The following is a 26,096-nucleotide window of genomic DNA, read 5'->3' on the forward strand; positions in this document are numbered from 1 at the left end:
CGTCGCCCCCCCCCGGCCCGTTTGTTCGCGGGCCCAACCCCTGGCGCCCCCGCCCCCTCACCGGCCCGCCGCGGCGCCCCGTCCGTTCACAGATACCCTTGACAGGTGACCGACGCCCAAGAGACCGCAGCAGACAGTTCACTGCGCACCACCGGAGGCGCTCCTCCGGACGACGTCGAGACGGCGCCGATCCCCCTGCTCGAACCGCGCGAGGGTATCCCCCCGGTGATCGCCGACGAGGCCGCGCTCGCCCAGGTGGTCGCGGCCTTCGCCGCGGGCACCGGACCCGTCGCGGTCGACGCCGAGCGCGCCTCCGGTTACCGCTACGGACAGCGCGCCTATCTGGTGCAGCTGCGCCGCGAGGGCGCGGGGAGCGCGCTCATCGACCCCGTCGCCTGTCCGGACCTGTCCGGTTTCGGCGCGGCCATCGCGGACGCGGAGTGGGTGCTGCACGCCGCCACCCAGGACCTGCCGTGCCTGCGTGAAATAGGCATGGTGCCCGCCGAGCTGTTCGACACCGAACTGGCGGGCCGGCTCGCCGGGTTCCCGCGCGTGGGCCTCGGCGCGATGGTCGAGAGCGTGCTCGGCTACGTCCTGGAGAAGGGGCACTCGGCGGTCGACTGGTCGACGCGGCCGCTGCCCGAGCCCTGGCTGCGCTACGCCGCCCTCGACGTGGAGCTGCTCGTCGATCTGCGGGACGCCCTGGAGAAGGAGCTGGACCGGCAGGGCAAGCTCGACTGGGCCCACCAGGAGTTCGACGCGATCGCCTCGGCGCCGCCCGCGCCGCCGCGCAAGGACCCCTGGCGGCGCACGTCCGGCATGCACAAGGTGCGCAGGCGCCGGCAGATGGCCGTGGTGCGGGAGCTGTGGACCGCCCGGGACCGGGTCGCGCAGCGCCGCGACGTGTCGCCGGGCAAGGTGCTCGGGGACACGGCGATCGTCGAGGCCGCGCTCGCGCTGCCGGTCAATGTGCACGCCCTGGCCGCGCTGCCCGGGTTCGGGCACCGCATGGGGCGCCGGCAGCTGGAGCAGTGGCAGGCGGCCGTGGACCGGGCGCGGGCGCTGCCGGACGCGGAGCTGCCGCAGCCCGGGCAGCAGGTGGCCGGGCCGCCGCCGCCGCGGGCCTGGGCGGACAAGGACCCGGCCGCGGCGGCGCGGCTCTCCGCCGCGCGGGCCGCGGTGTCCACGCGGGCCGAGGCGCTCAACATGCCGCAGGAGAATCTGATCACCCCGGACACGGTGCGGCGGGTCTGCTGGGAGCCGCCCGCCGTCGTGGACCCCGAGTCCGTGGGCGCCGCTCTCGCTTCCCACGGCGCCCGCCGCTGGCAGGTGGAGCAAGTGACACCCGCCCTGGTCACGGCCCTGGCAACCCGCTGATTCCCCGCACCCCTGAAATGCGCACTACGTGCGCCATCTCGTCGGCCCCTGGAGCAGCGGCGAAGCCCCGCGCCCCAGGGGCGCGGGGTACTGCGCGACCAGTCCCCACCGGGCCCGCAGCGGAAGTGTGACGTTCGCCGCTTGAGGCGAGGGGGCTGGGCAGCATGGTTACCCGCAAGTAGCATGAGGGCATGAGCGCGCGCTCAGCCGCGCGCCGTGGCAGTGCCGTCCCGCATCTTGGAGGAGAGCCATCGTGCCTCGTACCGTCAGGGACGTCGTCTTCGTCGACGGCGTCCGCACCCCGTTCGGCAAGGCGGGCCCGAAGGGCATCTACCACGAGACCCGCGCCGACGACCTCGTCGTCAAGGCCATCCGGGAGCTGCTGCGCCGCAACCCGAACCTGGACCCGGCCAAGATCGACGAGGTCGCCATCGCCGCGACCACGCAGATCGGCGACCAGGGCCTGACCCTGGGCCGCACCGCGGGTATCCTCGCGGGCCTGCCGCAGTCGGTCCCCGGCTACTCCATCGACCGGATGTGCGCGGGCGCCCTCACGGCCGTCACCACCGCCGCCGGCTCCGTCGCGTTCGGCGCGTACGACGCCGTGATCGCCGGTGGCGTCGAGCACATGGGCCGTCACCCGATGGGCGAGGGCGTCGACCCGAACCCGCGGTTCGTCTCCGAGAAGCTGGTCGACGAGTCCGCCCTGTTCATGGGCATGACGGCGGAGAACCTGCACGACCGCTACCCGCAGATCACCAAGGAGCGCGCCGACAAGTACGCCGTCGCCTCCCAGGAGAAGGCGGCGAAGGCGTACGCGAACGGCAAGATCCAGCAGGACCTCGTCCCGATCTCGGTGCGCAACACCAACGCCGAGGTGGGCGAGACCGGTTGGGGTCTGGTCACCGCCGACGAGCCGATGCGTCCGGGCACGACCCTGGAGAACCTCGCGGGCCTCAAGACCCCGTTCCGTACGCACGGCCGCGTCACCGCGGGCAACGCCGCGGGCCTGAACGACGGCGCCACCGCCTCGATCATCGCGTCCGAGGAGTTCGCCCGCGAGCACGGCCTGCCGGTCAAGATGCGGCTCGTCTCCTACGCCTTCGCGGGCGTCGAGCCCGAGGTCATGGGCTACGGCCCGATCCCGGCCACGGAGAAGGCGCTCGCCAAGGCGGGCCTGTCCATCGAGGACATCAACCTCTTCGAGATCAACGAGGCGTTCGCCGTCCAGGTCCTCGCGTTCCTGGACCACTACGGCATCGCCGACGACGACGCCCGCGTCAACCAGTACGGCGGCGCCATCGCCTACGGCCACCCGCTGGCCTCCTCGGGCGTGCGTCTGATGACGCAGCTGGCCCGTCAGTTCGAGGAGCAGCCGGAGGTCCGCTACGGCCTCACCACCATGTGCGTCGGCTTCGGCATGGGCGCCACGGTGATCTGGGAGAACCCGCACCACAAGGACGCCGGAGGCGACAAGTGAGCACCACCACCGCTGAACTCCTGAAGGGCGCGGCCGAGCTGTTCCCCGGCGAGGTCGTCACCTCCGCGCACGTCCGCCACCTCGATCTGCCCTACGGGGCGGGCCGGTTCGCGCTGATCGCGCTGGACAACGGCTTCGACCACACCAAGCCGACCACCTTCGGCCCGGGCTCGCTCGCGAACCTGAACGCCGCGATCGACCAGGTCGAGAAGGAGGCGGCCGACGGCGGCATCGTCGGTGTCGGCATCACCGGCAAGCCGTTCATCTTCGCGGTCGGCGCCGACCTCAAGGGCGTCGAGCTGCTGAAGAACCACGACGACGCGCTCGCCATCGGCAAGGGCGGCCACGAGGTCTTCAAGCGCCTCGCGGGCCTGGCCGTACCGACGTTCGCGTACTACAACGGCGCCGCGATGGGCGGTGGCGTCGAGGTCGGACTGCACTGCTCGTACCGCACCGTCTCCAAGGCGCTGCCCGCGTTCTCGCTGCCCGAGGTCTTCCTCGGCCTGGTCCCCGGCTGGGGCGGCTGCGCGCTGCTGCCGAACCTGATCGGCGCCGACAAGGCCGTCTCGGTGATCATCGAGAACTCGCTCAACCAGAACAAGCAGCTCAAGGGCGCTCAGGTCTTCGAACTCGGCATCGCCGACGCGCTCTTCGAAGGTGCCGACTTCCTGGAGCAGTCGCTGATCTGGACCGCCCAGGTGCTGAACGGCGACGTCAAGGTCGAGCGGCCGGACGTCGACCGCGGCGAGGCCTGGGACCAGGCCGTCGCGCGCGGCCGCTTCATCGCCGACTCCAAGGTGCACGGCGCGGCCCCGGCCGCGTACCGCGCGCTCGAGATCATCGCCGCCGCGAAGAGCGGGGACCTCCAGGCCGGGTTCGACGCCGAGGACAAGGCGCTCGCCGACCTCATCATGGGCGGCGAACTGCGCGCGGGCATCTACTCGTTCAACCTGGTGCAGAAGCGCGCCAAGCGGCCCGCGGGCGCCCCGGACAAGAGCCTGGCCCGTCCGGTGACGAAGGTCGGCGTCGTGGGCGCGGGCCTGATGGCCTCGCAGCTCGCGCTGCTCTTCCTGCGCCGCCTGGAGGTGCCGGTGGTGCTCACCGACATCGACCAGGAGCGCGTCGACAAGGGTGTGGGCTACGTCCACGCCGAGATCGACAAGCTGCTCGGCAAGGGCCGAGTCAACCAGGACAAGGCCAACCGCCTGAAGGGGCTCGTCTCCGGCGTCCTCGACAAGGCCGAGGGCTTCTCCGACGCGGACTTCGTCATCGAGGCCGTCTTCGAGGAGATCGGCGTCAAGCAGCAGGTGTTCGCCGAGGTCGAGGCGGTCGCCCCGGCGCACGCGATCCTCGCCACCAACACCTCCTCGCTCTCGGTCTCCGAGATGGCGTCGAAGCTGAAGCACCCCGAGCGGGTCGTCGGCTTCCACTTCTTCAACCCGGTCGCGATCCTGCCGCTCCTGGAGATCGTGCGCGGCGAGCAGACGGATGACGCGGCGCTGGCCACGGCGTTCGGCGTCGCCAAGAAGCTGAAGAAGACCGCGGTGCTGGTGAAGGACGCCCCGGCGTTCGTCGTCAACCGCATCCTGACCCGCTTCATGGGCGAGATCCAGAACGTCATCGACGAGGGCACCCCCGTCGAGGTCGCCGAGAAGGCCGTCGAGCCGCTCGGTCTGCCGATGTCGCCGCTGGTCCTGCTGGAGCTGGTCGGGCCGGCGATCGGGCTGCACGTCTCCGAGACCCTGAACCGCGCCTTCCCGGAGCGCTTCACCGTCTCGCCGAACCTTGCCGCCGTCGTCAAGGCGGGCAAGCGTGGGTTCTACGTGTACGACAGCGGCAAGCCGGAGCTGGACCCTGAGGTCGCGGCGCTTCTGAAGCAGGGCGATGTCGTCCTGACCGAGGAGCAGGTGCGGGACCGTGTGCTCGACGCTGTCGCTCAGGAGATCGGGCTCATGCTCGACGAGGGTGTCGTCGCCGAGGCGCAGGACATCGACCTGTGCCTGATCACGGGGGCGGGCTGGCCCTTCCACCTGGGTGGGATCACGCCGTACCTGGACCGGGAGGGTGTCTCGGAGCGGGTTGTCGGTAGGCGGTTCCTGGCGGCGGGTGTGGCCAGCGTGCCTGTGTAGGGGCCCGCGGTTCGTCTCCGACGGTTGAGGGGGCGTGGGGCGACCCCGGACCAGTTCGTTCTGGGTCCGCGGTCACCTCGCGCCCCCTTCGGCGTTGGGCGACTTGCGGCCGGATGGGGCTTCTAGCGCCGTTCCCCGCGTCCCTTATGGCTGTTGGGCGGCTGACGACCGGCCGGTGGGGCTTCTCGCGCAGTTCCCCGCGCCCCTCAGCGGCGTTGGGCGCGGCCGGTGGGCGGATGCCCTGCCCCCCTCTGCAGCCGTTGACCCGCTGACCGGCCGGTGGGGCTTCTCGCGCCGTTCCCCGCGCCCCTCCGCGGCGTTCAGCGCAGCCGGTGGCCGGATGCCCCGGCCCCCTTCGGTCGTTTACCGGCTGACCCGCCGTGGGGGTTCTCGCGCCGTTCGTCGCGTCCTTCTGGGGGTTACGGCACCTCGTGCCATGCCTCCAGGGCCAGGCCCGGTTCGTTCTTGCGGCGGGTCAGGTGCATGCGGGGTGGGTTGCCGGGGACGTACGTGGCCGCCACCACGCGGCCGTCCGCGTCCGTCGCCAGGGCGATGCGCGCGTCCGGCGGCAGGGCCGGGCCCGACTCCGTCCACCAGGCGCCGGCCGACTCCAGCTCCGTGGGGTACGCGGCGAAGGCGACACGGCCGCTGTGGGCACGCTGCGCGAGCACCGTGCAGTCCACGCCGTCCAGCGAACAGCGGACCACCGTCACCGGGCCGGGTCCCGCCGCGTCCATCAGGCGGACCGGGGCCTCGTCGCCCCGCCACGCCCACAGGCCGCCGGTCTCGTCGTCCGTGTAGAAGAGCGTGGTGTGCTCGGCCGAGGTCGCCAGGGCGCGCAGCGAGTCCGGGCGGGCCACCACCCGCAGCGGTTTGTCGTCCTCGCGCGGGATGCCGCCGGGCTCCTGCTGGCGCCAGCGGAAGAGGCAGTCGTCGCTCGCCGCGTACAGGGTGATCAGTCCCGACTCCCCGGCCACCGCTGCGAGTTCGCCGAGCAGGCGGCGGCCCTTGAGGTCACGCCACGGGCCCCAGCCGCCCTTCTCCTGCTGGGCGCGCATGTTGACCCCGCCGCCCCGGTTGCGCACGAAGACGTGGGCGCGGCCCTGCGCGTCGACGGCCACCGCGGGCGGGCCGGTGCGGTCGCCCGTCTTGTTCGGATGGCCGATGGAGGTCCAGTCGAGCGCCGCGAGGTGCGCCTGGAAGTGCGTCGAGTGGACCAGGCCGGACTCGCCGGGGACCGTGGGGCGCCACGACACCAAGTGGGTGTATCCGCCGGGGGCTTGGGCCAGGGCGAGCACCGTGTGCAGCCGCTGGTCGCCGCCGACGGTGCGCGGCTCGGACCAGGCGTGGTCCGGCGCGCGCTCGGTGCGGCAGCAGACCGCGTCGCCGTCGGGGGTGTACGCGTAGGCGCAGAGCCTGCCGTCGCGTGCGCGTATCAGCCAGTCGCCGTTCACCGTTCCATTTTAGGCGGCGGGCGGCCGTGCTCACGTCGCGCCCCCGGCACGTACGGTTTTCCGTATGAGGACTCTTCTGGTGGTGGACGGCGCGAACGTCGTCGGCTCCGTCCCCGACGGCTGGTGGCGCGACCGGCGGGCCGCCGCCGTCCGGCTGCGCGACCGGCTCGCGGTCCACGCCGAGCGGCACCCGGACGAGGAGGTCGTGCTGGTGGTCGAGGGCCGGGCCCGGGGCGTCGAGGCGGTGCGGGGCGTGCGGATCGAGGAGGCGCCGGGCGAGGGCGACGACCACATCGTGGCGGTGGCGGCCGGTGCGGCGGGGCCCTGCGTGGTCGTGACGGCCGACCGGGAGCTGCGGCGCCGGGTCGAGGAGACGGGGGCGCGCTGCGTGGGGCCGCGGACGGTCTACCCGTAAGCAGCGCTCCCCTCTCATGCCCGCCCCCCTTACGGCCGGCGTACGTAGAGGACCGCGCCGTCCACGGTTCCCGCGACCTCGTAAGGTGCCAGCATCCGCCGCAGGGACCTGACCCGCTGAGGCCCGTACGGCGCGCCGCGCGAGTCGTCCACCACGAGCCGGGGCGCGCGGGCGGCGAACTCCCCGCGGAAGGCCGCCCAGGCGCCCCGTACGGCGTACTTCTCGCCCACCTGAGGCCCGTCCCGGCCCCCGCTGTAGTTCGTGAGCAGCCCGGCCGTCAGGAAGCGGCTCGCGGGCTCCCGGTCGGCGAGCCAGTACGTCTCGGGGTGTATGCCCCACACGAGCACCGGCTCCCGCGGCGCGGAGTGCGCCCGCACCGCGTCCGCGACGCGCTGGGTGTGCGCGAGGTCGGGGCGGGGCGCGAGCATTCCCCAGGTGAGGAAGATCGCGCAGCAGCACGCGGAGGTCAGCAGCGCCGTGCCGCGGCGTCCGCGCGGCAGGACGTGCAGCGCGGCGGCGCCCAACAGGGCGAGCGGCGGCGTGAGTTGCAGGTAGTAGTGGCCGAAGAAGTGGAAGCCGAGGAGGACCGCCCCGGCGGAGGAGGCGAGCCAGATCCACAGCTCCGCGCAGCCGGTGCGCAGGGTGCGCAGGGCCCGCGTGAGCGGGGGCAGGAGGCCGGCGCAGGCCACGCCGAGGATCGCCGCGTTGGTCAGCCCCCGTGCCAGGACGTGCAGTTCGGAGCCGGCGAAGGAGGCGTACGCGGCCGATCCGGTCACCGTCCAGAACAGGAAGCCCGCCGGGTCGGTGGCGAGGGCCGCCAGGAGCACCGGCAGCGCCGCGCCGGCCGCGCACCGCAGCACGCCCCGCCGGGACGGCCCGCACCGCCACAGCATCCAGGCGACCGGCACCAGGACCGCTCCCCCGGTCTGCTTGGTCAGGAACGCGCCGGCGACGGCGGCCCCGCACCAGCCCCAGCGGCGCCGGTCGGCGCACCACAGGGCGGCCGCGGTCCACGGCAGCATGAAGACCTCGAAAGTGGCGGCCTGCGCGTCCTGCGGGTTGAGCCCGACCGAGATCAGCAGGTACAGGACGCCCGTGGTGCGACCGGCGGTGGCGCCCCAGCGGCGGCGCGCGACCGAGGCGAGCAGCAGGGCCGTGGCCAGCTGCGCGGCGACGGCGCACAGGCGCAGCGGGGTGAGCGAGCCGGAGCCGAAGACGGCGAACGCGGCCTCGTAGAGCCAGGGCACGAGCGGTGGTTTGCGGTCGACGACGCTCTCGTAGAGCGTGCCGCCGTGTGCCAGCATCCGGGCCTGGACGGCGAGGTAGCCCTCGTCGGGGTTCCAGAGCGGCCCGACGAAGGACGGGACCCGGGTGACGCAGGCGAGCAGGGCGAGGAGCGGGACGAGGCGCCGCCAGTAGCCGAGGCCGGGGTCCGGGGCGTCCCGCCGGACTTCGGACACGTACGGTGATGGCCTGGGCGCCTCGGTGAGCATGGGCGCCAAACTATCCGGCCCCGCAGTCCACACCTGAATGGGACATACGGGGCCGGGGTCGCGGGTTGACGGTTACGCGGCGTCGCGGCGGCCGAGGCGGCTGTGGCGGCGGCCGTAGAGGAAGTAGATGACGAGGCCGAGCACCATCCAGGCGAGGAAGCGCAGCCAGGTCTCCACCGAGAGGTTGAGCATCAGCCACACCGACGCGGCGACCGAGGCGATCGGCAGCACGGGCACCCAGGGAGCACGGAAGTTGCGGTGCAGGTCGGGGCGGGTCCGGCGCAGGATGATCACGCCGAGGGCGACCACGACGAAGGCGAAGAGCGTGCCGATGTTGACGAGCTTGGAGAGCTCCTCCAGGGAGACGAAGCCGGCGAGGACCGCCGACGCGATGCCGAGGATGATCGTGGAGCGGTAGGGCGTGCGGAACTTCGGGTGGACCTCGCTGAAGACCTTCGGCAGGAGTCCGTCGCGGCTCATCGCGAAGAAGACCCGGCCCTGGCCGAGCAGCAGGATCATGACGACCGTGACCAGGCCGATGATGGCGCCGAAGTTGATCAGTCCCGCCCAGAACGGCTGGTCGATCGCCTTGAACGCGTCGGCGAGCGGGGCGTCCGCGCTGAGCGAGCTGTACTTCTGCATGCCGGTGACGACGACCGACACGGCGACGTACAGGGCCGTGCAGATGGCGAGGGAGCCGATGATGCCGCGCGGCACGTCCTTGGCCGGGTCGATGGTCTCCTCGGCGGCGGTGGCGACGACGTCGAAGCCGATGTACGCGAAGAAGACGATGGCGGCGGCGGTGAAGATGCCCATGATGCCGAAGGCCGACGGGGTGTAGCCGAAGATCGATTCGAGCAGCGTCGCGCTGAGCCCGGAACCGCCGGACACCTCCTTCTGCGGCGGGATGAACGGCTTGTAGTTGGCGCCGACGAGGTGGAAGCTGCCGACCGCGATGATGATCAGGACGACGAGGACCTTGACCGCGACGACCAGCGACGTGACGTGGGCGGAGAGCTTGACGCCCGCGACCAGGACGCCGGTCATCACCAGGATGAGCAGGGCGGCGGCGAGGTTGAAGCCGAACTTGCCGTCCTGCGGGCCGACGAGCACGGCGGGCAGCGGGATGCCCCAGCTGTCGAGGAGCGACTGGACGTATCCGGACCAGCCGACGGAGACCGTGGCCGCACCGAGGGCCAGCTCCAGGACCAGGTCCCAGCCGATGATCCAGGCGACGAACTCACCGAGCGAGGCGTACGCGAAGGTGTACGCGGAGCCCGCGACCGGGACGGTCGAGGCGAACTCGGCGTAGCAGAGCGCCGCGAGCGCGCAGACGATGCCGGCGACGACGAACGCGAGGGCGACGGCGGGGCCCGCGTAGTCCTTGGCCACCGTGCCGGTGGTGACGAAGATGCCGGCGCCGATGACGACGCCGACGCCGAAGACCGTGAGGTCGAGGGCGGAGAGGGATTTCTTGAGCTTGTGCCCGGGTTCCTCGGTGTCCTGGATGGACTGTTCGATGGACTTGGTTCTGAACAGCCCGCTGCGTGCGCGTCCCGTGTCTGGCTGGGTGGTCACCGGCTACCTCCGTCGTCTGGCGTCCTGCGACATGATTCGGACAAGTAACCGCCGACCGGCCGATCAGTCGTGCCTGTTCACGCGAAAGAGCGCCGGGCCGGACCACCCAATGGGTGAGTCCGGCCCGGCGCTCAGGCAGCCCTCAGTCCCGGGCCGGCTCCATCTCCTCCTGCGGGGCGCGGTCGCGCTCGTGGCGGCCGTCCAGCTTCGCGACCAGGCCGGTGACCTGGCGGGCGATGTCGGGGGCGGTGAGGCCGATCTCCGCCATGATCTCCGTGCGGGAGGCGTGGTCGAGGAAGCGCGGCGGGATGCCGAAGTCGCGCAGCGGGACGTCGACGCCCGCGTCGCGCAGGGCCTGGGCGACGGCCGAGCCGACGCCGCCGACCCGGGAGTTGTCCTCGACGGTGACCACGACGCGGTGGCGCTCGGCGAGCGGGGCCATCGCCTCGTCGACCGGCTTGACCCAGCGGGGGTCGACGACGGTCGTGGTGATGCCCTGCTTGTCGAGGAGCGCGGCGATCTCCAGGCACATGGGGGCGAGGGCGCCGACCGAGACGAGCAGCACGTCGGGGCGGTCGCTGCCCGGCTCGCGCAGCACGTCCATGGCGCCGACCGTGCCGACCGCCTCGACCGCGGGGCCGACCGCGCCCTTGGAGTAGCGCACGACGGTGGGGGCGTCGTCGACCTGGACGGCCTCGCGCAGCTGGGCACGGACCTGGTCGGCGTCGCGCGGCGCGGCGATCCGCAGGCCCGGGACGACCTGGAGGATCGACATGTCCCACATGCCGTTGTGCGAGGCGCCGTCGGTGCCGGTGACCCCGGCCCGGTCCAGGACGAAGGTGACGCCGCACTTGTGCAGGGCCACGTCCATCAGGAGCTGGTCGAAGGCGCGGTTGAGGAAGGTCGCGTAGACGGCGAAGACGGGGTGCAGGCCGCCGGCCGCGAGGCCCGCGGCGCTGACCGCGCCGTGCTGCTCGGCGATGCCCACGTCGTAGACCCGGTCCGGGAACTTGTCCGCGAACTTCTTGAGGCCGACGGGCTGGAGCATCGCGGCGGTGATGGCGACGATGTCCTCGCGCTCCTCGCCGAGGCGGGCCATCTCGTCGCCGAAGACGGAGGTCCAGTCGGCGCCGGAGGCCTTGACCGGCAGGCCGGTGTCAGGGTGGATCGGGCCGATGCCGTGGAAGCGGTCCGCCTCGTCCTGGAGGGCGGGCGTGTAGCCGCGGCCCTTCTCGGTGAGGCAGTGCACGATGACCGGGCCGCCGAACCGCTTGGCGCGGGTCAGCGCGGACTCCAGCGCCTCGATGTCGTGGCCGTCGATCGGGCCGACGTACTTCAGGCCGAGGTCCTCGAACATGCCCTGCGGCGCGATGAAGTCCTTGAGGCCCTTCTTGGCGCCGTGCAGCGTCTCGTAGAGCGGGCGGCCGACGACCGGGGTGCGCTCCAGGAGGTCCTTGCCGCGGGCCAGGAAGCGCTCGTAGCCGTCCGTGGTGCGCAGCGTGGCCAGGTGGTTGGCGAGGCCGCCGATCGTGGGCGCGTAGGAGCGCTCGTTGTCGTTGACCACGATGACCAGGGGGCGGTCCTTGGCGGCGGCGATGTTGTTCAGCGCCTCCCAGGCCATGCCGCCGGTCAGGGCGCCGTCGCCGATGACCGCGACGACGTGGTCGTCCTTGGCGCGGACCTCGTTGGCCTTGGCGAGGCCGTCGGCCCAGCCGAGGACGGTGGAGGCGTGGCTGTTCTCGATGACGTCGTGCTCGGACTCGGCCTGCGAGGGGTAGCCGGAGAGGCCGCCCTTCATCTTCAGCTTGGAGAAGTCCTGGCGGCCGGTGAGCAGCTTGTGCACGTAGGACTGGTGGCCGGTGTCCCACAGCACCTTGTCGCGCGGCGACTCGAAGACGCGGTGCAGGGCGATGGTCAGCTCGACGACACCGAGGTTGGGGCCGAGGTGGCCGCCGGTCTTGGAGACCGCTTCGACGAGGAAGGTCCGGATCTCATCCGCCAGCTGGTCCAGCTGCTCCAGGCTGAGCCGGTCCAGATCGCGCGGTCCCGTGATGCGGGTCAGCAGCGGCACCCGTGCCTCCTTGCGTTAGAGCTGTGTGAGCTGGCTGAGCTGTACGAGCTTGCCGGGTGCGTCGAGTCTAATGTTCCACCGGCGTGGACGGAGGCCGGGCTGCGCGTCACCGGTCACACGTTCGGCGCAGGGGGTGCGAACGCGCGTTCGCGCCCGACCATGACTGTGCCCGGCGTCGTCCTTGACGCCGGGCACAGTCAGCCCTGATGAGCGGGGTCGGAACCGGTCAGGCGCGGCCGGCCGACTTCTGGGTCTTGCGGCTCACCGAGTCGATGACGACCGTGGCGAGGAGCACACCGCCGGTGATCATGTACTGGATCGGCGTCTCGATGCCCTGGAGGGCCAGGCCGTACTGGATCGCGGTGATGACCAGCACACCGAGCAGCGCGTTCCACGTGCGGCCCCGGCCGCCGAAGAGGCTGGTGCCGCCGATGACGGCCGCGGCGATGACGTTCATCAGCAGGTCGCCGGAGCCGGCGCTCTGGTTGGCCGCCGCGATCTTGGAGGCCCAGAAGAGACCGCCGACCGCGGCGAACAGGCCCGCGATGGCGAAGACGGAGACCCGCACCGCCGTCACGTTGATGCCGGCGCGGCGCGAGGCCTCGACGCTGCCGCCGAGCGCGAAGACCTTGCGGCCGTAGGAGGTGCGGCGCAGCACGAAGTCCGAGCCGACCAGCACGATCGCGAAGAGCAGCACCGCGAGCGGCAGGCCCTTGTACTGGTTGAAGATGATCGCCATGCCGAACACGGCGATCGCGAGGAGCACCGTGCGCAGCACGATGTCGCTCAGCGGCCGGGACGGGATGCCCGCGGCCTCGCGGCGCCGGTTGGCCAGGAAGGTCGGCACGAAGTAGGCGAGGACCGCGACGACCGCGAGCCCGTAGGCGGCGGCGACGTCCGAGAAGTAGTAGCCGGTGAGCTTGCCGACGACGCCGTCGCTGTCGATGTTGATCGTGCCGTTGGAGCCCAGGACCTGGAGCATGAAGCCGTTCCAGAACAGCAGGCCGGCCAGGGTCACGGCGAAGGCGGGCGCGCCGATCCGGGCGAAGAAGAAGCCGTGCAGGGCGCCGATGACGGCACCGGCCGCGAGGGCGGTGAGCACGGCGAGCCACTCGTTGACCCCGTGGGTGATGCTCATCACGGCCATGATCGCCGAGGAGACACCGGAGACGGAGCCGACCGACAGGTCGATCTCACCGAGCAGCAGCACGAAGATGATGCCGACCGACATCATGCCCGTGGCCACCATGGCAACGAAGATGTTGTTGAGGTTCTGCGCGCCCAGGAACGCCGAGTTCAGGCTCTGGAAGATCGCGCAGATGACGATGAGGCCGATGACGACCGGTATCGCGCCGAGGTCACCACCGCGGATCTTGCGCTTGAACTCGCTCAGGTAGCCCGCGAACCCCTGCTCCCGCACGAGGAGGCGGGGGTCGACGGCGGTCACCGTGGCACCGGCCGCCGCGGGGGCGGCGTCCACGGGGGCTTTGGTCTTGTCGATGCTCACTTCTGAGCCTCCGCGTTGCTGCGCGCCGCACGACGGGTCACGGCGTTGTCCGTGGCGCCGGTGATGGCGGAGATGATCTCTTCCTGCGAGGTCGTCTTGACCTCGAACACACCGTTGTTGCGGCCCAGCCGCAGCACGGCGACCTTGTCCGCGACGGCCTTCACATCGGCCATGTTGTGGCTGATGAGGATGACCGCGTGGCCGCGCTCGCGCAGCCGCTCGACGAGGTCGAGGACCTGGGCGGTCTGCTCGACGCCGAGGGCGGCCGTCGGCTCGTCGAGGATGACCAGCTTGGGCTCGCCGAGCATGGAACGGGCGATGGCCACGACCTGGCGCTGACCGCCGGAGAGCGAGGCGATCGGGATGCGCACGCTGGGGATGCGGATCGAGAGGGTCTCCAGGAGCTCGCGCGAGCGGCGCTCCATCTCGATCTCGTCGAGGACTCCGCGGCGCTTGATCTCGCGGCCCAGGAAGAGGTTGCCGACGACGTCGATGTTGTCGCAGAGCGCGAGGTCCTGGTAGACGGTCGCGATACCGAGAGCCTGGGCGTCGTGCGGCCGGTTGACCGCGACGGCCTTGCCGTTCCACTCGATGACGCCGTCGTCGATGGGGTGCACCCCGGCGATCGTCTTGACCAGGGTGGACTTTCCGGCACCGTTGTCGCCCACCAGGGCGACCACCTCACCGGCGTGGACCTCAAGCTCTACGTCGGTGAGCGCCTGGACGGCACCGAATCGCTTGGAGACCCCGCGCAACGCCAGCACGGGCGTAGCGGACACGTGAACCATCTCCTTCGCCGCCAAAGGCCTGACCTGGCGGGAGGTTGAACAGAAGTGAAGACTGAGGGGGTGTGCTGCGTCCGGCGCCCCGCCGTTGAGCTTGCGGGGCTGTCGGCGGCGGGGCGCCGGACGTGCTCACACAGGAGCGCTACCAGTGGTGGCGCGCAGGTCCCGTGCGGGACAGGGGGGTTACTTCAGACCGATCTTGTCGCAGGCCGCCTTGTACTTGGCGGTGCAGATCTCGCCGAGGGTGTAGTAACCCTCCTTGATGACCGTGTCCTTGATGTTGTCCTTGGTCAGGGAGACGACCGGGACGATCACCGAGGGGACGCCCTTCTCGCTGCCGCTGTCCACGGTGCCGGTGGCGATGCCCTCGTCGAGCTTGCCGTTCTTCGCGATGGAGACGGCCATCTTGGCGACGGTCTCGGCCTCCTGCGGGTACGACTTGAAGACGCTCATGTACTGGTCACCGGTGATGATCCGCTGCACACCGGCGAGCTCGGCGTCCTGGCCGGTGACCGGGGGGAGCTTGCTGACGCCCGCGGCCTTCAGCGCGGTGATGGAGCCGCCCGCCATGCCGTCGTTGGCGGAGTAGACGCCGGCGATCTTGTCCTTGCCGACCGCGGAGATGGCGCCTTCCATGTTGGCGTTGGCGTTCTCCGGCTTCCACTCCTTGGTGTCGTACTCCTTGGCGATGGTGACCTTGCCGTCGAGGACGGAGTGGGCGCCGTCCTTGAACTGCTTGGCGTTCGGGTCGGTGACCGCGCCGTTCATCATGACGATCTTGCTGCTCTTGGTGGCCTTGGAGCCCATGGCCTTCAGCAGCGCCTCACCCTGGGTCTTGCCGACCTCGGTGTTGTCGAACGAGGTGTAGGCGGCGATCGGACCCTCGGCCAGGCGGTCGTACGCGACGACGGGGATGCCCGCGTCCTTGGCCTTCTTGACGCCGCTGGCGACGGCCTTGAAGTCGACCGCGTCCAGGATCAGCACGTCGACCTTCTTGGTGATCATCGTGTCGATCTGCTGCGACTGGAGGGTCGCGTCCTGCTTGGCGTTCAGGTACTCGAGCTTGCCCTTGCCATTGGTCAGCGTGGATATCTGCTTCTCAATGATCGGCTTGTCGAACTTCTCGTAGCGAGCGGTCTGGTTCTCCGGCAGGAGCAGACCGACGGTGATGTCGTCGCCCTTCTTGGTGCTGGACGACTTGTCCCCGTCGTCACCCTTGGACTCCTTGGCGGAGCCGCAGGCGGCGAGAGAGACGGCCATGGCGGTGGCACAGAACGCAACGGCGGCACGACGCGTACGCGTGTTCACTTCAGAAACCTCCCTGACGAGGCCGCGACGTTGCGGCCGAGGTGGCTGGAAGTCAACTCGGCCGCAACCCCAGCGTCAAGGAGTAAATCCTTAACGAGATGGCAACGGTGTCATGCGTTCTCTAAGTGAAGGCAGGTGCTACCGATGGAACAGATCCATCCAAAAGGGTCGAATCACCCATCTCGCTGAGGGCCAGCGCGAGCGCGCCGAGCACCTCCGCGCGGCCCCCCAACGCCCCTGGGAGGACGGAGAGTTGACGGGCGGCGCTCGGGATCGCATAGCGTCCCACGGACTCCCTGATGGGCCCCAGGACCAGCTCTCCGGCCTCCGCCAGATCGCCGCCGAGGACGACCCGGCTGGGGTTGAGCAGATTGCAGAGATTCGCGACACCCGAGCCGATGTGCCGGCCCACGTCGGCGATGACGCGGCGGCAGCCCGGGTCCCCGTCGCGGGCGAGCCGGACCACGCCCTCCATGGTCAGATCGGTGCCGTGGCTCGACTGGAGCAGCGGCAGCACGTACCGGGCGGCGGTGAAGGTCTCCAGGCAGCCGCGGTTGCCGCAGCGGCAGACCGGGCCCGACTCGTCCAGCGTGATGTGCCCGATCTCGCCCGCGGTGCCACCGGGCCCCCGGTAGATCTTCCCCTCGATGACGAGCCCGGCGCCGACGCCGCTCGCCACCTTGATGTACGCGAGGTCCCGCACGCCGCGCCCGCTGCCCCACACCAGCTCGCCCAGCGCGCCGAGGTTCGCGTCGTTGTCGACGTGCACCGGCACCCCCAGGCGCCGGCCCAGCTCCTCCGCGGGCCGCGTGCCGGACCAGCCCGGCAGGATCGAGGTGGAGCCCAGCGTGCCGCTCTCCACGTCGATGGGGCCCGGCACGCCGAGCCCCACCCCCGCGACCTTGGCGCGGTCCACGCCGGTGGCGGCGACGAGCCGCTCCACCAGCTCCTCGGCCCGGTCGAAGCCCTGGGCGGCGCTGGCGTCCACGTCCAGCGGCTCGGACTCCTCCGCGAGCACCTGGTGGGCCAGGTTGCCGATGGCCACGCGCAGGTGCGTGTGGCCGAAGTCGACGCCGATCACGATGCCCGCGTCACCGCTGAGCGAGACGCTGCGCGCCCTGCGCCCCCCGGCCGAGGTCGGCGTGACCTCGACGGTCCCGCCCTCCTTCAGCTCGCGGACGATATTGGAGACCGTGGCCGCGGAGAGCCCTGTCGTCCTCGCGATCTCCGCCTGCGTCAGCGAACCGGCGAGCCGCACGGCGCGTACGACCCGCTCCAGATTGGCCCGGTGCAGCGATGACTGCGACCCCGGAGTCTCCATTGACTCATCCCACCTCTGCCCCTGGTCCGCGTCACACCGGGTGACCGACCCTTGTACAAGTTATGAACTCCAAGCTCCGCTGAAGGGGCATCTGCCGTCAAGCCCTTGACGGAAATCGGTTCCAGCGAGCGCGCGCACGGGTCCGGCCCCGAAGAGGTGTCTCTCCGGGGCCGGACCCGTGTGCGCGCCGGGTGAGACGGCGGTTACGTGCCGGCGTCAGCGGAAGGTGCCCTGCGACACCGAACCGGCGATCCGGCGCTGGAAGATGATGTACACGATCAGTACGGGCACCACCGAGATCACGATCGCCGCGAACAGGCCGCCGTAGTCGATGTTGTAGACCTGTGAGGACGCGTAGGCGGACATCCCCTGGGTGAGGACCCACTTGTCCTGGTTGGTGTTGAGTGCCACCGGCAGCAGGAACTGGTTCCACAGCCCGAGGAAGTTGAAGATCGCCACCGCGGCCATGCCCGGACGGGCCATCGGCAGCATCACCTGGAAGAACGCCCGCCAGTCCCCCGCGCCGTCGATCAGCGCGGCCTCGTAGACGTCGTGCGGCAGGGACCGGAAGAACGAGTACAGGAAGAACATCGTGAACGGCAGCGCGAACGCGACGTAGGTGAGGATCAGCCCCGGCCGCGTGTTCAGCAGCCCGAAGTTCTGGAGCTGGAAGAAGAGCGGCACGATCGCCAGGAAGACGGGGAAGGTCAGCCCGGCGAGCATCACGTAATAGATCAGCCGGCGGCCGGGGAACTCGAACCGGGCCAGGATGTAGGCGCACATCGCGCCCAGCAGCATCACCAGGACCAGTGCGCAGACCACGACGATCACCGAGTTGAGGAAGTACTTCCCGATGCTCGCGTCGGTCCACGCGTGCGCGTAGTTCTCGAACCGCCAGCGGTGCGGCAGAGCGAACGGCGACGACAGGATCTCGCTGGTCGACTTGAACGACGAGACCAGCACCCACAGCATGGGCACGATCACGATCACGGACCACAGGATCAGCAAGGTGTGCGAGATCACCGCGAACCTGCGGTCGCTGCTCTCGGCAGCTCTCGCCAGCTTCCGGTCCCGCGCCGGCTTGCGCTCACTCGCCTGCTTGCGGTCAGCGGCTATGACGCTCACTGGGCAACTCCCTTGGCTCCGGCACGCCGAGCCTTCAACCCACGCGCGTTCTTCTTGCCCTCGCCCTCGCCGCCGCCCGTCAGACGGTTGACGAGGAAGACCAGCGCCGCGAAGACCAGGGTGACGACGGCGAGGACGACACCCATCGCGGTGGCGTAGCCGAACTGCTGCTTGGCGAAAGCGACGCTGAACAGCCGCTGGCTGATCGTCAGTGTCGAGTTCTCCGGTCCACCGCCCGGCAGCATGGCCTGTACGTAGACGAACGAGTCCAGGGCGGCGATGCCCAGGTAGATGTAGCCCGTCTGCACCGTGTCCCGGATCGACGGCAGGGTGATCGAGATCGTCGTCCGGAACCGGCCGGCCCCGTCGATCTTGGCGGCCTCGTACAGCTCGCCGGGAACCCCCTTGATCGCGGCGATGAAGAGCACCGCGTAGAACCCGACGAGCCCCCAGACGATGACGAACATCAGGGCCGGCATCGCGGTCGTCGTCTCGCCCAGCCAGGCGAACTTGTCGAACCCGTCGAGACCGAGCCCGGTGAGGACGCCGTTGAGCAGGCCTGCGTTCGGGTCGTACATCTGCGCCCAGATCAGGCCGACGATGATCGCCGGCACGACGTAGGGGAAGAACGAGATGATCCGGTAGAACGACGCTCCCTTGATCCCCCGGACGGGGCCCTTGCTGGGCCCGCCCAGGGTGATGGCCACCGCGACGCACAGGGCGAGCGTCAGCGTCACCAGGGGCACGCAGACCGCCAGCAGCACGACGTTGCGCAAGGCCTTCAGGAAGATGTCGTCCTGGAACATCTTGGTGAAGTTGTCGAGGCCGACGAACTCGTAGTCCGGGCTGAAGCCGCGCCAGTCCGTCATCGCCCAGAAGACCGCCTGGACGAAGGGGTACAGGACGAAGAGCACGAAGATGGCCAGCGGGACACCGAGGAACGCGAGGAAGAACGTCACCCGGTCGAAGGTGAGCTTGCGGCGCCGGGGCCGCCCACCGCGAGCGGCCGGCGTGGGCCGGCGGCTCGCGGTGTCGGATGTGGTGATCGTGTCTTTCATCGCTGTCTTAGCTGACCTTGATCTTGTCGACGGAGTCGTCTTCCCTGACCTTGTCCGAGATCTTCTGAAGAGCCGAGGTCAGACCCTTGGCGTCGAGGTCACCGGCGAGGAAGGAGTTCCACGGCACCAGCTGGTCCGTGTTCATCCCGTACGCCTCGATGAAGTTGTACGTGAAGATGTTGGTGCCGGCGGCATCGAGCATCTTCGTCTGCGAGACGAGGGCCGACGACCCGTAACCGTCGGCGGGCACGGTGCCCTTGACGATCGTCGGGGCCAGCTTCGTCTTCGAGAAGTTCGCCGCCGCCTTCTCGGACAGCATCGCCCGCAGGACTTCCTTGCCGCCGGCCGGGTTCTTGCCCTGCTTGGGCACGATGAACGGCTCGCCCGCGGCCGCGCGAATCGCCTCGTAGGGCAGCTTCGGCTTGTCGGTGAGCGTCATCGACGGAATGCCGGTCATCTGGAAGTCGGCCTTGGTGGCCTTCTTCATCTCGTTCTCGATCCAGCCACCGGACGGGTAGAGCAGCGCCTTCTGGTCGTTGCTCCAGATCGCCTGCGCCTTCTGGAACTGGGTGCCGGAGCCGCCGGGGACGAACATCTTCTGCTTGACCATGGTCTCCATGACCTTGAGCACGCCCTGGATGGCCGGGTGCGACCAGGAGTCCTTCTCCAGGTTCTCCAGCGCGATGCGGACCTCGTCACCGCCCTCCTTGATCGCCGAGTCGATCAGGAGCGTGCGGTAGTAGGTCGCCGCCTCCTTGCCGTGGACGAAGAGGTACTTGCCCTTCTTCTTCGCCTTCTGGCCGAGGTCGAGCGCCTCGTCCCAGGTCTTCGGCGGGGTCCAGTTGTTGGCCTCGAACAGCGTCTTCGAGTACCAGACGCCGTACACCGTCATCACGTAGTTGAGCCCGACGAACTTGTCCTTGAACGTCCCGGGGCCCTTGACACCGGGGTAGACGATGTCGGCGATCTTCTTGCCCTCGTAGGTGTTGGCCTCGAACACGTCGTCGAGCTCCTCGAGCTGGTCGAGGATGCCGAGGAAGCCGATCTGGTCCTCACCGGAGTTGTCGATCAGGTCCGGCGGGTTGCCGCCGACGAAGCGGGGCTGGAGCTCAGGGGCGATGTCGACCACCGGCTTGACCTGGACCGTGAGGCCCTTGACCTGGCTTCCGACGACCTTGCCGGTGTAGCTGACGTAGTCGGTGCCGTAGCCGCCGTTGAAGATGGCCGCGTCGACCTTGGAGTTCGCGGCGACACCGAACGGGTTCTTGGCGCTCTTCTCGCCCTTCGGGCCGCTGTCGCTGTCGCTGTCCTTGCTGGAGGGAGAGCCACACGCGACCGCGAAGGAACCCATGGCCGCGGTCGCGATCGCCCCGCGCAGGAGCGTCCGCCTGTCAAGAGAGCCGGCACGAATGGTCATCTCTGCATCCTCACTGATCGAATGGAGCTGTACGGGGTGTGCTGAGTGTGCGGCCGCCGGGCCGGGTCGGCCCTGCGCCGGCCGCACGTCTCGTGGAGCGCGCCCTGGTGCGGGTCTTCGCCTGAGCTGCGGCGGAGATGCGCGTCGGGGCGTTTCGTGTCGTCTCGGAGCCGCTCGGGGGCGCCGTCGGCGATCAGCTGAGCGATGCCGAAGAGGCGGTCGCCAGAGCCGCGGCGGGAGCCACGGTCGCGCTCCGCTCGATCAGATCGCGATGGCCTACGCCGGGGGTGGGTCCCATGCTCAAGTCCTCGCCTTCCAACAGGACTCAGGCGGTGAACGGGATCTTCCCCGGCACCGCGGTGATGTGCTGTGTCGTGCCGGGAGCGAATCCCGGGCCCCGGACCGGAAAAGCATTTCCGGAAGGCCTTCCGGAAATGCTCCGTCCCGGGGGAACGCAGATGGAGCTGGGTGGTACGGGAGTTCCGGGATCGACAGAGACACCCGGCTCGCACGCACCGCACGCGCCGCCGATTCCCCCTGGTCCCCCCGGGTCCGGCCGCGGCCTGAACACGGCCGGGGCGGACGCCGACAGGTATAGTCCACTCACTGTGAGCTGGGCAAGATCGAATGCAGGTTTGGGCGCCGGTCTTTTCCGAGTTGAGACCTCCCGGAAATAAGCCGCAGCCCGGTAGATGTCGATCTTCCCAACTCCGTTGCCTCCAAAGGATGTAGTGGTACGGCCCGGACGGGAAGCCACCGAGGTGTCCAGGTGGGGTGAAGCGGCGCGAAAACATTCTTGTGGGGCATCTCGGTGCACGTTTCGGGGTCGCTGTGTTCGGAAAATGAACGAACGCCCGGGATTCAAGAAGGCGTTCTGGCCATCTTCAGCTCCGGCCCGAACCCGGCTCCCCCCACCACCCGCGAGGCTCGCGCCGCTCCGCGCTCCGGAATCGCGGGACTACCCGCGCACGGACCCGCCCTGTACGCTCCGTAGCAGTCCGTGGACTCTTCGTCGCCGTCAGCGCGGTGACCCTGCGTCCGGCGACCACTCGGGCCCAGGGAGGCCCTACGCCAGCGGCTGCCATTCGCGGGTACTCGGTCCCGCTCCGAACGAGCCGTTCGACGGCGGGCCCGGCCGAAGTGGGACCCACCGCTCCTCGCCGGACGGCGCATGGCCCCTGGGACCCCCGCATGCGCGGCTATTTCGTCGACGAACGCCTCCTCATCACCCCCCTGCGGCACACCCCCGGTGTCCGGCTCTGCGGCGAGATCGTCGGAGCCCACAAAGCCCCCCTGGCGGTCGCCGTGGCCGAGGCCGGCCGGGAGGCCGAAGCGATCACGGTGGACCTGGCACAGGTCAAGTACCTGGCGAACGGCGCCCTGGAGACCCTCGTCGCGCTCGCGCGCAACCTCACGCCGCCCCAGTACCTGCACGTCCTGGCCGCCCCCGGACTGCGCGTCCACGAGCGGCTCGCGGCCGCGGAATGGGACCGGATCGAGACGCTGCGGCTCAGCCCCGCCTGACGGTGCCGCCCCCGCCGCCACGGCGGCCGGCGCGATCGGCCCGGCGCGGCGGGGGTGATCCGTCCCGGCCCGCTCCCCGACCCGCGCCAACACCCTTGACACCACTGACCCCTTGCCTCCCTACTGGACGTTGCGCAGCCAACTGACAACGTTGTCGACAGCTCCGGGAGGGGCTCACCCATGCAGGGCAGATCGATCCGATCCAGACACAAACTCGCCAGTACGGCGGCCCTGGGGGCGGCCGCACTGGTACTGACCGCGGCCGGCCAGGGGGCGGCGGCCGCGAGCCAGGCCCACAAGCCGCGGCCGGCCACGGAGTTCAGCTCCTCCTTCGAGGAGGGCCAGCCCGCGCCGGACTGGCTGAACACCGTCGACACCGCCCCGGGCGGCGGCAAGCGGGCGAGCGGCGTCGACGGCGGCTACAGCGGCGGCATACCGGGCAGCGTCAACAGCCATGTCACCGAGGTCCGCGCCAGCGACGAGAACGCGGGCGGCGGCGAGACCAAGGAGCACCTGCTCGACGGCGAGTCGAGCAGCAAGTGGCTGGCGTTCACCCCGGCCGCCTGGGTCGAGTACGACCTGGACGGGCCGGCCGAGGTCACCCAGTACGCGCTGACCTCCGCCAACGACCACGACGAGCGCGACCCGAAGGACTGGACCCTCAAGGGTTCGGCCGACGGCACGCAGTGGACCACGCTGGACTCCCGCTCGGGCGAAACGTTCGACAAGCGGTTCCAGACGAAGACGTACACGATCGAGAAGCCGGCGAAGTACGCCCACTTCCGCATCGAGTTCACCAAGAACAACGGCGCGACCGACGCCACCCAGCTCGCCGACCTCCAGCTCTCGACCGGGGACGACCAGGCCCCCGCGCCCGAGGACATGCTCTCGCTCGTGGACCGCGGGCCGAGCGGCTCGCCGACGGCCAAGGCCGGCGCCGGCTTCACCGGCAAGCGCGCGCTGCGCTACGCGGGCACGCACAAGGGCGACGGGCGCGCGTACTCGTACAACAAGGTCTTCGACGTCGACGTGGCGGTGCGCAAGAACACCGAGCTGTCGTACAAGGTCTTCCCGCAGATGGCCGACACGGACCTGGACTACGACGCCACGAACGTCTCCGTCGACCTCGCCTTCACCGACGGCACGTACCTGAGCGACCTGAAGGCCGTCGACTCCAACGGCGGACTGCTGACCCCGCAGGGGCAGGGCGCGGCCAAGCGGCTGTACGTGAACCAGTGGAACGCGGTGAAGTCGGGCATCGGCTCGGTCGCCGCGGGCAAGACGATCGACCGCGTCCTGGTCGCGTACGACTCCCCGAAGGGGCCGGCCAAGTTCCGCGGCTGGGTCGACGACATCACTGTCGACCAGGCCGCACCGGTGCGTCCCAAGGCGCACTTGAGCGACTACGCCTCCACGACGCGCGGCACCAACTCCAGCGGCGGCTTCTCGCGCGGCAACACCTTCCCGGCGACGGCCGTGCCGCACGGGTTCAACTTCTGGACGCCGGTGACCAACGCCGGTTCGCTGAGCTGGCTGTACGACTACGCGCGGGACAACGACGCGGACAACCTGCCCACGATGGAGGCGCTGGCGGCGAGCCACGAGCCGAGTCCGTGGATGGGCGACCGGCAGACGTTCCAGATGATGCCGTCGGCCGCGGCCACGGTGGACACCTCCCGCACCGGCCGCGCGCTGCCCTTCAAGCACGAGAACGAGACGGCGAAGCCGTACTACTACGGCGTGACGTTCGAGAACGGCGTGAAGGCGGAGATGACGCCGACCGACCACGCCGCCGCGCTGCGCTTCAGCTACCCGGGCAAGGACGCGAGCGTCGTCTTCGACAACGTCTCCGAGCAGGGCGGTCTCACGCTCGACAAGGACAACGGCGTCGTCACCGGCTACTCGGACGTGAAGTCGGGCCTGTCGACGGGCGCCACACGGCTGTTCGTCTACGGCGTCTTCGACAAGCCGGTCAAGGACGCCGAGTCCTCGGGCGTGAAGGGGCACTTCACCTTCGACGCGGGCAAGGACCGCACGGTCACGCTGCGCCTGGCGACCTCGCTGATCGGTCTCGACCAGGCCAAGGCCAACCTGGCGCAGGAGCTGCCGCAGAAGAAGTCGTTCACGTCCGTGCGCGACGCCGCGCGCGCCCAGTGGGACGCGCTGATGAACAAGGTGGAGGTGGAGGGTGCCACCGAGGACCAGCGGACCTCGCTGTACTCCTCGCTGTACCGGCTGTACCTGTACCCCAACTCCGGCTTCGAGCAGGTCGGTTCGAAGTCTCAGTACGCCTCGCCGTTCTCGCCGATGACGGGTCCCGACACCCCGACCCACACCGGCGCGAAGATCGTCGACGGCAAGCCGTACGTCAACAACGGCTTCTGGGACACCTACCGCACCACCTGGCCCGCGTACTCGCTGCTGACGCCGGACAAGGCGGGTGAGCTGGTCGACGGGTTCGTGCAGCAGTACAAGGACGGCGGCTGGATCTCGCGCTGGTCCTCGCCCGGTTACGCGGACCTGATGACCGGCACGTCCTCGGACGTCGCCTTCGCCGACGCGTACGTCAAGGGCGTCGACTTCGACGCCGAGGACGCGTACAAGGCGGCGGTGAAGAACGCGACCGTGGTGCCGCCGCAGTCGGGGGTCGGCCGCAAGGGCATGGAGACCTCGCCCTTCCTCGGCTACACCAGCTCCGACACGCACGAGGGCCTGTCGTGGGCTCTTGAGGGCTACCTCAACGACTACGGCATCGCGCAGATGGGCCAGGCCCTCTACAAGAAGACGGGCAAGAAGCAGTACAAGGAGGAGTCGGAGTACTTCCTCAACCGTGCCCGTGACTACGTGAACATGTTCGACGACAAGGCCGCCGGCACGGGCTTCTTCCAGGGCAAGGACGCCAAGGGCGGCTGGCGTGTGGCCTCGGACAAGTTCGACCCCGCGATCTGGGGTTACGACTACACCGAGACCAACGCCTGGGGCTACGCGTTCACCGCCGTCCAGGACAGCAAGGGCCTCGCGAACCTCTACGGCGGCAGAAGCGGTCTCGCCAAGAAGCTCGACACGTACTTCTCGACGACCGAGACCGGCTCGTCGGACGTCGCCGGTTCCTACGGCGGGGTCATCCACGAGATGACCGAGGCGCGGGACGTGCGGATGGGCATGTACGGCCACTCCAACCAGGTCGCGCACCACGTCACGTACATGTACGACGCGGCGGGCCAGCCCTGGAAGACGCAGGAGAAGGTCCGCGAGGTCCTCTCCCGGCTCTACACGGGCAGCGAGATCGGCCAGGGCTACCACGGCGACGAGGACAACGGCGAGCAGTCGGCCTGGTACCTCTTCTCCTCGATGGGCTTCTACCCCCTGGTCATGGGCAGCGGCGAGTACGCCATCGGCTCCCCGCAGTTCACGAAGATGACGCTGCACCTGGAGCACGGCAAGAAGCTCGTCATCAAGGCGCCGAAGAACAGCGCGAAGAACATCTACGTGCAGGGCCTGAAGGTCAACGGCAAGGCGTGGAACAAGACGTCGCTGCCGCACTCGATCGTCGCCAAGGGCGGGGTCATCGAGTTCGCGATGGGCTCGAAGCCGTCGGCGTGGGGCACCGGCAAGGACGCGGCGCCGACCTCGATCACGCAGGACGACAAGGTGCCCTCGCCGCGCAAGGACGCCATCACCGGGTCGGGGGCGCTGTTCGACAACTCCTCGGCGACGAGCGCGAGCCTGTCGCAGCCGGTGGAGCTGCCGGTCGGCGCGGACGGCACGAAGGCCGTGCAGTACACGCTGACCTCGGCCGACAAGGCGAAGGCCCCCACGGCCTGGGCCCTGGAGGCCTCGGACGACGGCACGTCCTGGAAGCCGGTGGACAAGCGGTCCGGCGAGTCCTTCGCGTGGGACAAGCAGACGCGGGCGTTCACGGTCGCGGCGCCGGGCTCGCACCGGCACTACCGCCTGGTGTTCACCGGCGACGCGCCGACGGTGGCGGAGGTGGAGCTGCTGTCGTGACGGACCCGCGATGAGCGGGTGAGGTCAGGGGCGGGCGTGGCGGGTT

At 70.0% G+C, this 26,096-nt stretch carries 17 protein-coding genes; 6 read left to right on the forward strand and 11 right to left on the reverse strand.

What is annotated here, in order from left to right:
• Nucleotides 1-105: 105 nt before the first annotated feature.
• From ABZY33_RS19905 to ABZY33_RS19915, 3 genes are all read left to right on the forward strand, one after another.
• Nucleotides 106-1,377 (forward strand): ribonuclease D, encoded by a 1,272-nt coding sequence (locus ABZY33_RS19905; RefSeq protein ID WP_356492919.1) that lies wholly within the window; start codon nt 106-108, stop codon nt 1,375-1,377.
• Nucleotides 1,378-1,630: 253 nt separating this feature from the next.
• Nucleotides 1,631-2,857: an acetyl-CoA C-acyltransferase gene (locus ABZY33_RS19910; RefSeq protein WP_356492920.1), complete on the forward strand. Its 1,227-nt coding sequence runs from the start codon at nt 1,631-1,633 to the stop codon at nt 2,855-2,857.
• A complete protein-coding gene (locus ABZY33_RS19915; RefSeq protein ID WP_356492921.1) occupies nt 2,854-4,986 on the forward strand; it encodes a 3-hydroxyacyl-CoA dehydrogenase NAD-binding domain-containing protein in 2,133 nt (710 codons plus the stop codon). Before ABZY33_RS19910 ends, ABZY33_RS19915 begins: the two co-directional genes overlap by 4 nt.
• Nucleotides 4,987-5,405: 419 nt before the next feature.
• Here ABZY33_RS19915 and ABZY33_RS19920 read toward each other — a convergent pair whose 3' ends face one another.
• Nucleotides 5,406-6,440: a hypothetical protein gene (locus ABZY33_RS19920; RefSeq protein WP_356492922.1), complete on the reverse strand. Its 1,035-nt coding sequence runs from the start codon at nt 6,438-6,440 to the stop codon at nt 5,406-5,408.
• A 64-nt stretch (nt 6,441-6,504) separates the two neighbouring features.
• Here ABZY33_RS19920 and ABZY33_RS19925 point away from each other — a divergent pair, with 64 nt between their 5' ends.
• Nucleotides 6,505-6,855, forward strand: coding sequence for an NTP pyrophosphohydrolase (locus ABZY33_RS19925; RefSeq protein ID WP_356492923.1), 351 nt, complete (start codon nt 6,505-6,507; stop codon nt 6,853-6,855).
• 29 nt (nt 6,856-6,884) lie between these two features.
• On the opposite strand, the gene ABZY33_RS19930 is transcribed toward ABZY33_RS19925, so the two are convergent.
• The 10 genes from ABZY33_RS19930 to ngcE all read right to left on the reverse strand — a co-directional run bounded on the left by ABZY33_RS19930 (nt 6,885) and on the right by ngcE (nt 20,518).
• Nucleotides 6,885-8,348, reverse strand: coding sequence for a glycosyltransferase family 39 protein (locus ABZY33_RS19930; protein ID WP_356492924.1), 1,464 nt, complete (start codon nt 8,346-8,348; stop codon nt 6,885-6,887).
• A 72-nt stretch (nt 8,349-8,420) separates the two neighbouring features.
• A complete protein-coding gene (locus ABZY33_RS19935; protein WP_356492925.1) occupies nt 8,421-9,926 on the reverse strand; it encodes an amino acid permease in 1,506 nt (501 codons plus the stop codon).
• 142 nt (nt 9,927-10,068) lie between these two features.
• Nucleotides 10,069-11,997 carry a 1-deoxy-D-xylulose-5-phosphate synthase gene (dxs, locus tag ABZY33_RS19940; RefSeq protein ID WP_356492926.1) on the reverse strand — a complete coding sequence of 643 codons (1,929 nt, stop codon included), beginning with the start codon at nt 11,995-11,997 and terminating at the stop codon, nt 10,069-10,071.
• 226 nt (nt 11,998-12,223) lie between these two features.
• On the reverse strand, nt 12,224-13,504 hold the full coding sequence (locus ABZY33_RS19945) for a sugar ABC transporter permease (protein ID WP_356492927.1): 1,281 nt from the start codon (nt 13,502-13,504) through the stop codon (nt 12,224-12,226).
• Nucleotides 13,501-14,292 (reverse strand): ATP-binding cassette domain-containing protein, encoded by a 792-nt coding sequence (locus ABZY33_RS19950; RefSeq protein ID WP_356492928.1) that lies wholly within the window; start codon nt 14,290-14,292, stop codon nt 13,501-13,503. Before ABZY33_RS19950 ends, ABZY33_RS19945 begins: the two co-directional genes overlap by 4 nt.
• Before the next feature lie 180 nt (nt 14,293-14,472).
• The gene (locus tag ABZY33_RS19955; protein ID WP_356492929.1) at nt 14,473-15,597 is read right to left on the reverse strand and encodes a substrate-binding domain-containing protein; all 1,125 of its coding nucleotides are present in this window, start codon (nt 15,595-15,597) and stop codon (nt 14,473-14,475) included.
• A 121-nt stretch (nt 15,598-15,718) separates the two neighbouring features.
• Nucleotides 15,719-16,918 (reverse strand): ROK family transcriptional regulator, encoded by a 1,200-nt coding sequence (locus ABZY33_RS19960; protein WP_356492930.1) that lies wholly within the window; start codon nt 16,916-16,918, stop codon nt 15,719-15,721.
• Nucleotides 16,919-17,134: 216 nt separating this feature from the next.
• Nucleotides 17,135-18,043: a carbohydrate ABC transporter permease gene (locus tag ABZY33_RS19965; RefSeq protein WP_356492931.1), complete on the reverse strand. Its 909-nt coding sequence runs from the start codon at nt 18,041-18,043 to the stop codon at nt 17,135-17,137.
• The gene (locus ABZY33_RS19970) at nt 18,040-19,101 is read right to left on the reverse strand and encodes a sugar ABC transporter permease (protein WP_356492932.1); all 1,062 of its coding nucleotides are present in this window, start codon (nt 19,099-19,101) and stop codon (nt 18,040-18,042) included. The genes ABZY33_RS19965 and ABZY33_RS19970 overlap by 4 nt, the downstream gene beginning before the upstream one ends.
• A 7-nt stretch (nt 19,102-19,108) precedes the next feature.
• Nucleotides 19,109-20,518, reverse strand: a complete 1,410-nt coding sequence (ngcE, locus tag ABZY33_RS19975; protein WP_356492933.1) for an N-acetylglucosamine/diacetylchitobiose ABC transporter substrate-binding protein — start codon at nt 20,516-20,518, stop codon at nt 19,109-19,111.
• 1,191 nt (nt 20,519-21,709) lie between these two features.
• Here ngcE and ABZY33_RS19980 point away from each other — a divergent pair.
• Nucleotides 21,710-22,042 carry a hypothetical protein gene (locus ABZY33_RS19980; RefSeq protein ID WP_356492934.1) on the forward strand — a complete coding sequence of 111 codons (333 nt, stop codon included), beginning with the start codon at nt 21,710-21,712 and terminating at the stop codon, nt 22,040-22,042.
• A 180-nt stretch (nt 22,043-22,222) separates the two neighbouring features.
• Nucleotides 22,223-26,050: a GH92 family glycosyl hydrolase gene (locus tag ABZY33_RS19985; RefSeq protein WP_356492935.1), complete on the forward strand. Its 3,828-nt coding sequence runs from the start codon at nt 22,223-22,225 to the stop codon at nt 26,048-26,050.
• Nucleotides 26,051-26,096: the final 46 nt, after the last annotated feature.

It is taken from the genome of Streptomyces sp. NPDC006552 (genome assembly GCF_040611655.1).
Lineage (GTDB): Bacteria > Actinomycetota > Actinomycetes > Streptomycetales > Streptomycetaceae > Streptomyces.

Bases quoted from the DNA above. Each gene is read 5' to 3' on its own strand.
- ABZY33_RS19950 (WP_356492928.1), bottom strand. From the start codon at position 14,292: ATGGTTCACGTGTCCGCTACGCCCGTGCTGGCGTTGCGCGGGGTCTCC.
- ABZY33_RS19985 (WP_356492935.1), top strand. From the start codon at position 22,223: ATGCAGGGCAGATCGATCCGATCCAGACACAAACTCGCCAGTACGGCG.
- ABZY33_RS19960 (WP_356492930.1), bottom strand. From the start codon at position 16,918: ATGGAGACTCCGGGGTCGCAGTCATCGCTGCACCGGGCCAATCTGGAG.
- ABZY33_RS19980 (WP_356492934.1), top strand. From the start codon at position 21,710: ATGCGCGGCTATTTCGTCGACGAACGCCTCCTCATCACCCCCCTGCGG.
- ABZY33_RS19930 (WP_356492924.1), bottom strand. From the start codon at position 8,348: ATGCTCACCGAGGCGCCCAGGCCATCACCGTACGTGTCCGAAGTCCGG.
- ngcE (WP_356492933.1), bottom strand. From the start codon at position 20,518: ATGACCATTCGTGCCGGCTCTCTTGACAGGCGGACGCTCCTGCGCGGG.
- ABZY33_RS19925 (WP_356492923.1), top strand. From the start codon at position 6,505: ATGAGGACTCTTCTGGTGGTGGACGGCGCGAACGTCGTCGGCTCCGTC.
- ABZY33_RS19970 (WP_356492932.1), bottom strand. From the start codon at position 19,101: ATGAAAGACACGATCACCACATCCGACACCGCGAGCCGCCGGCCCACG.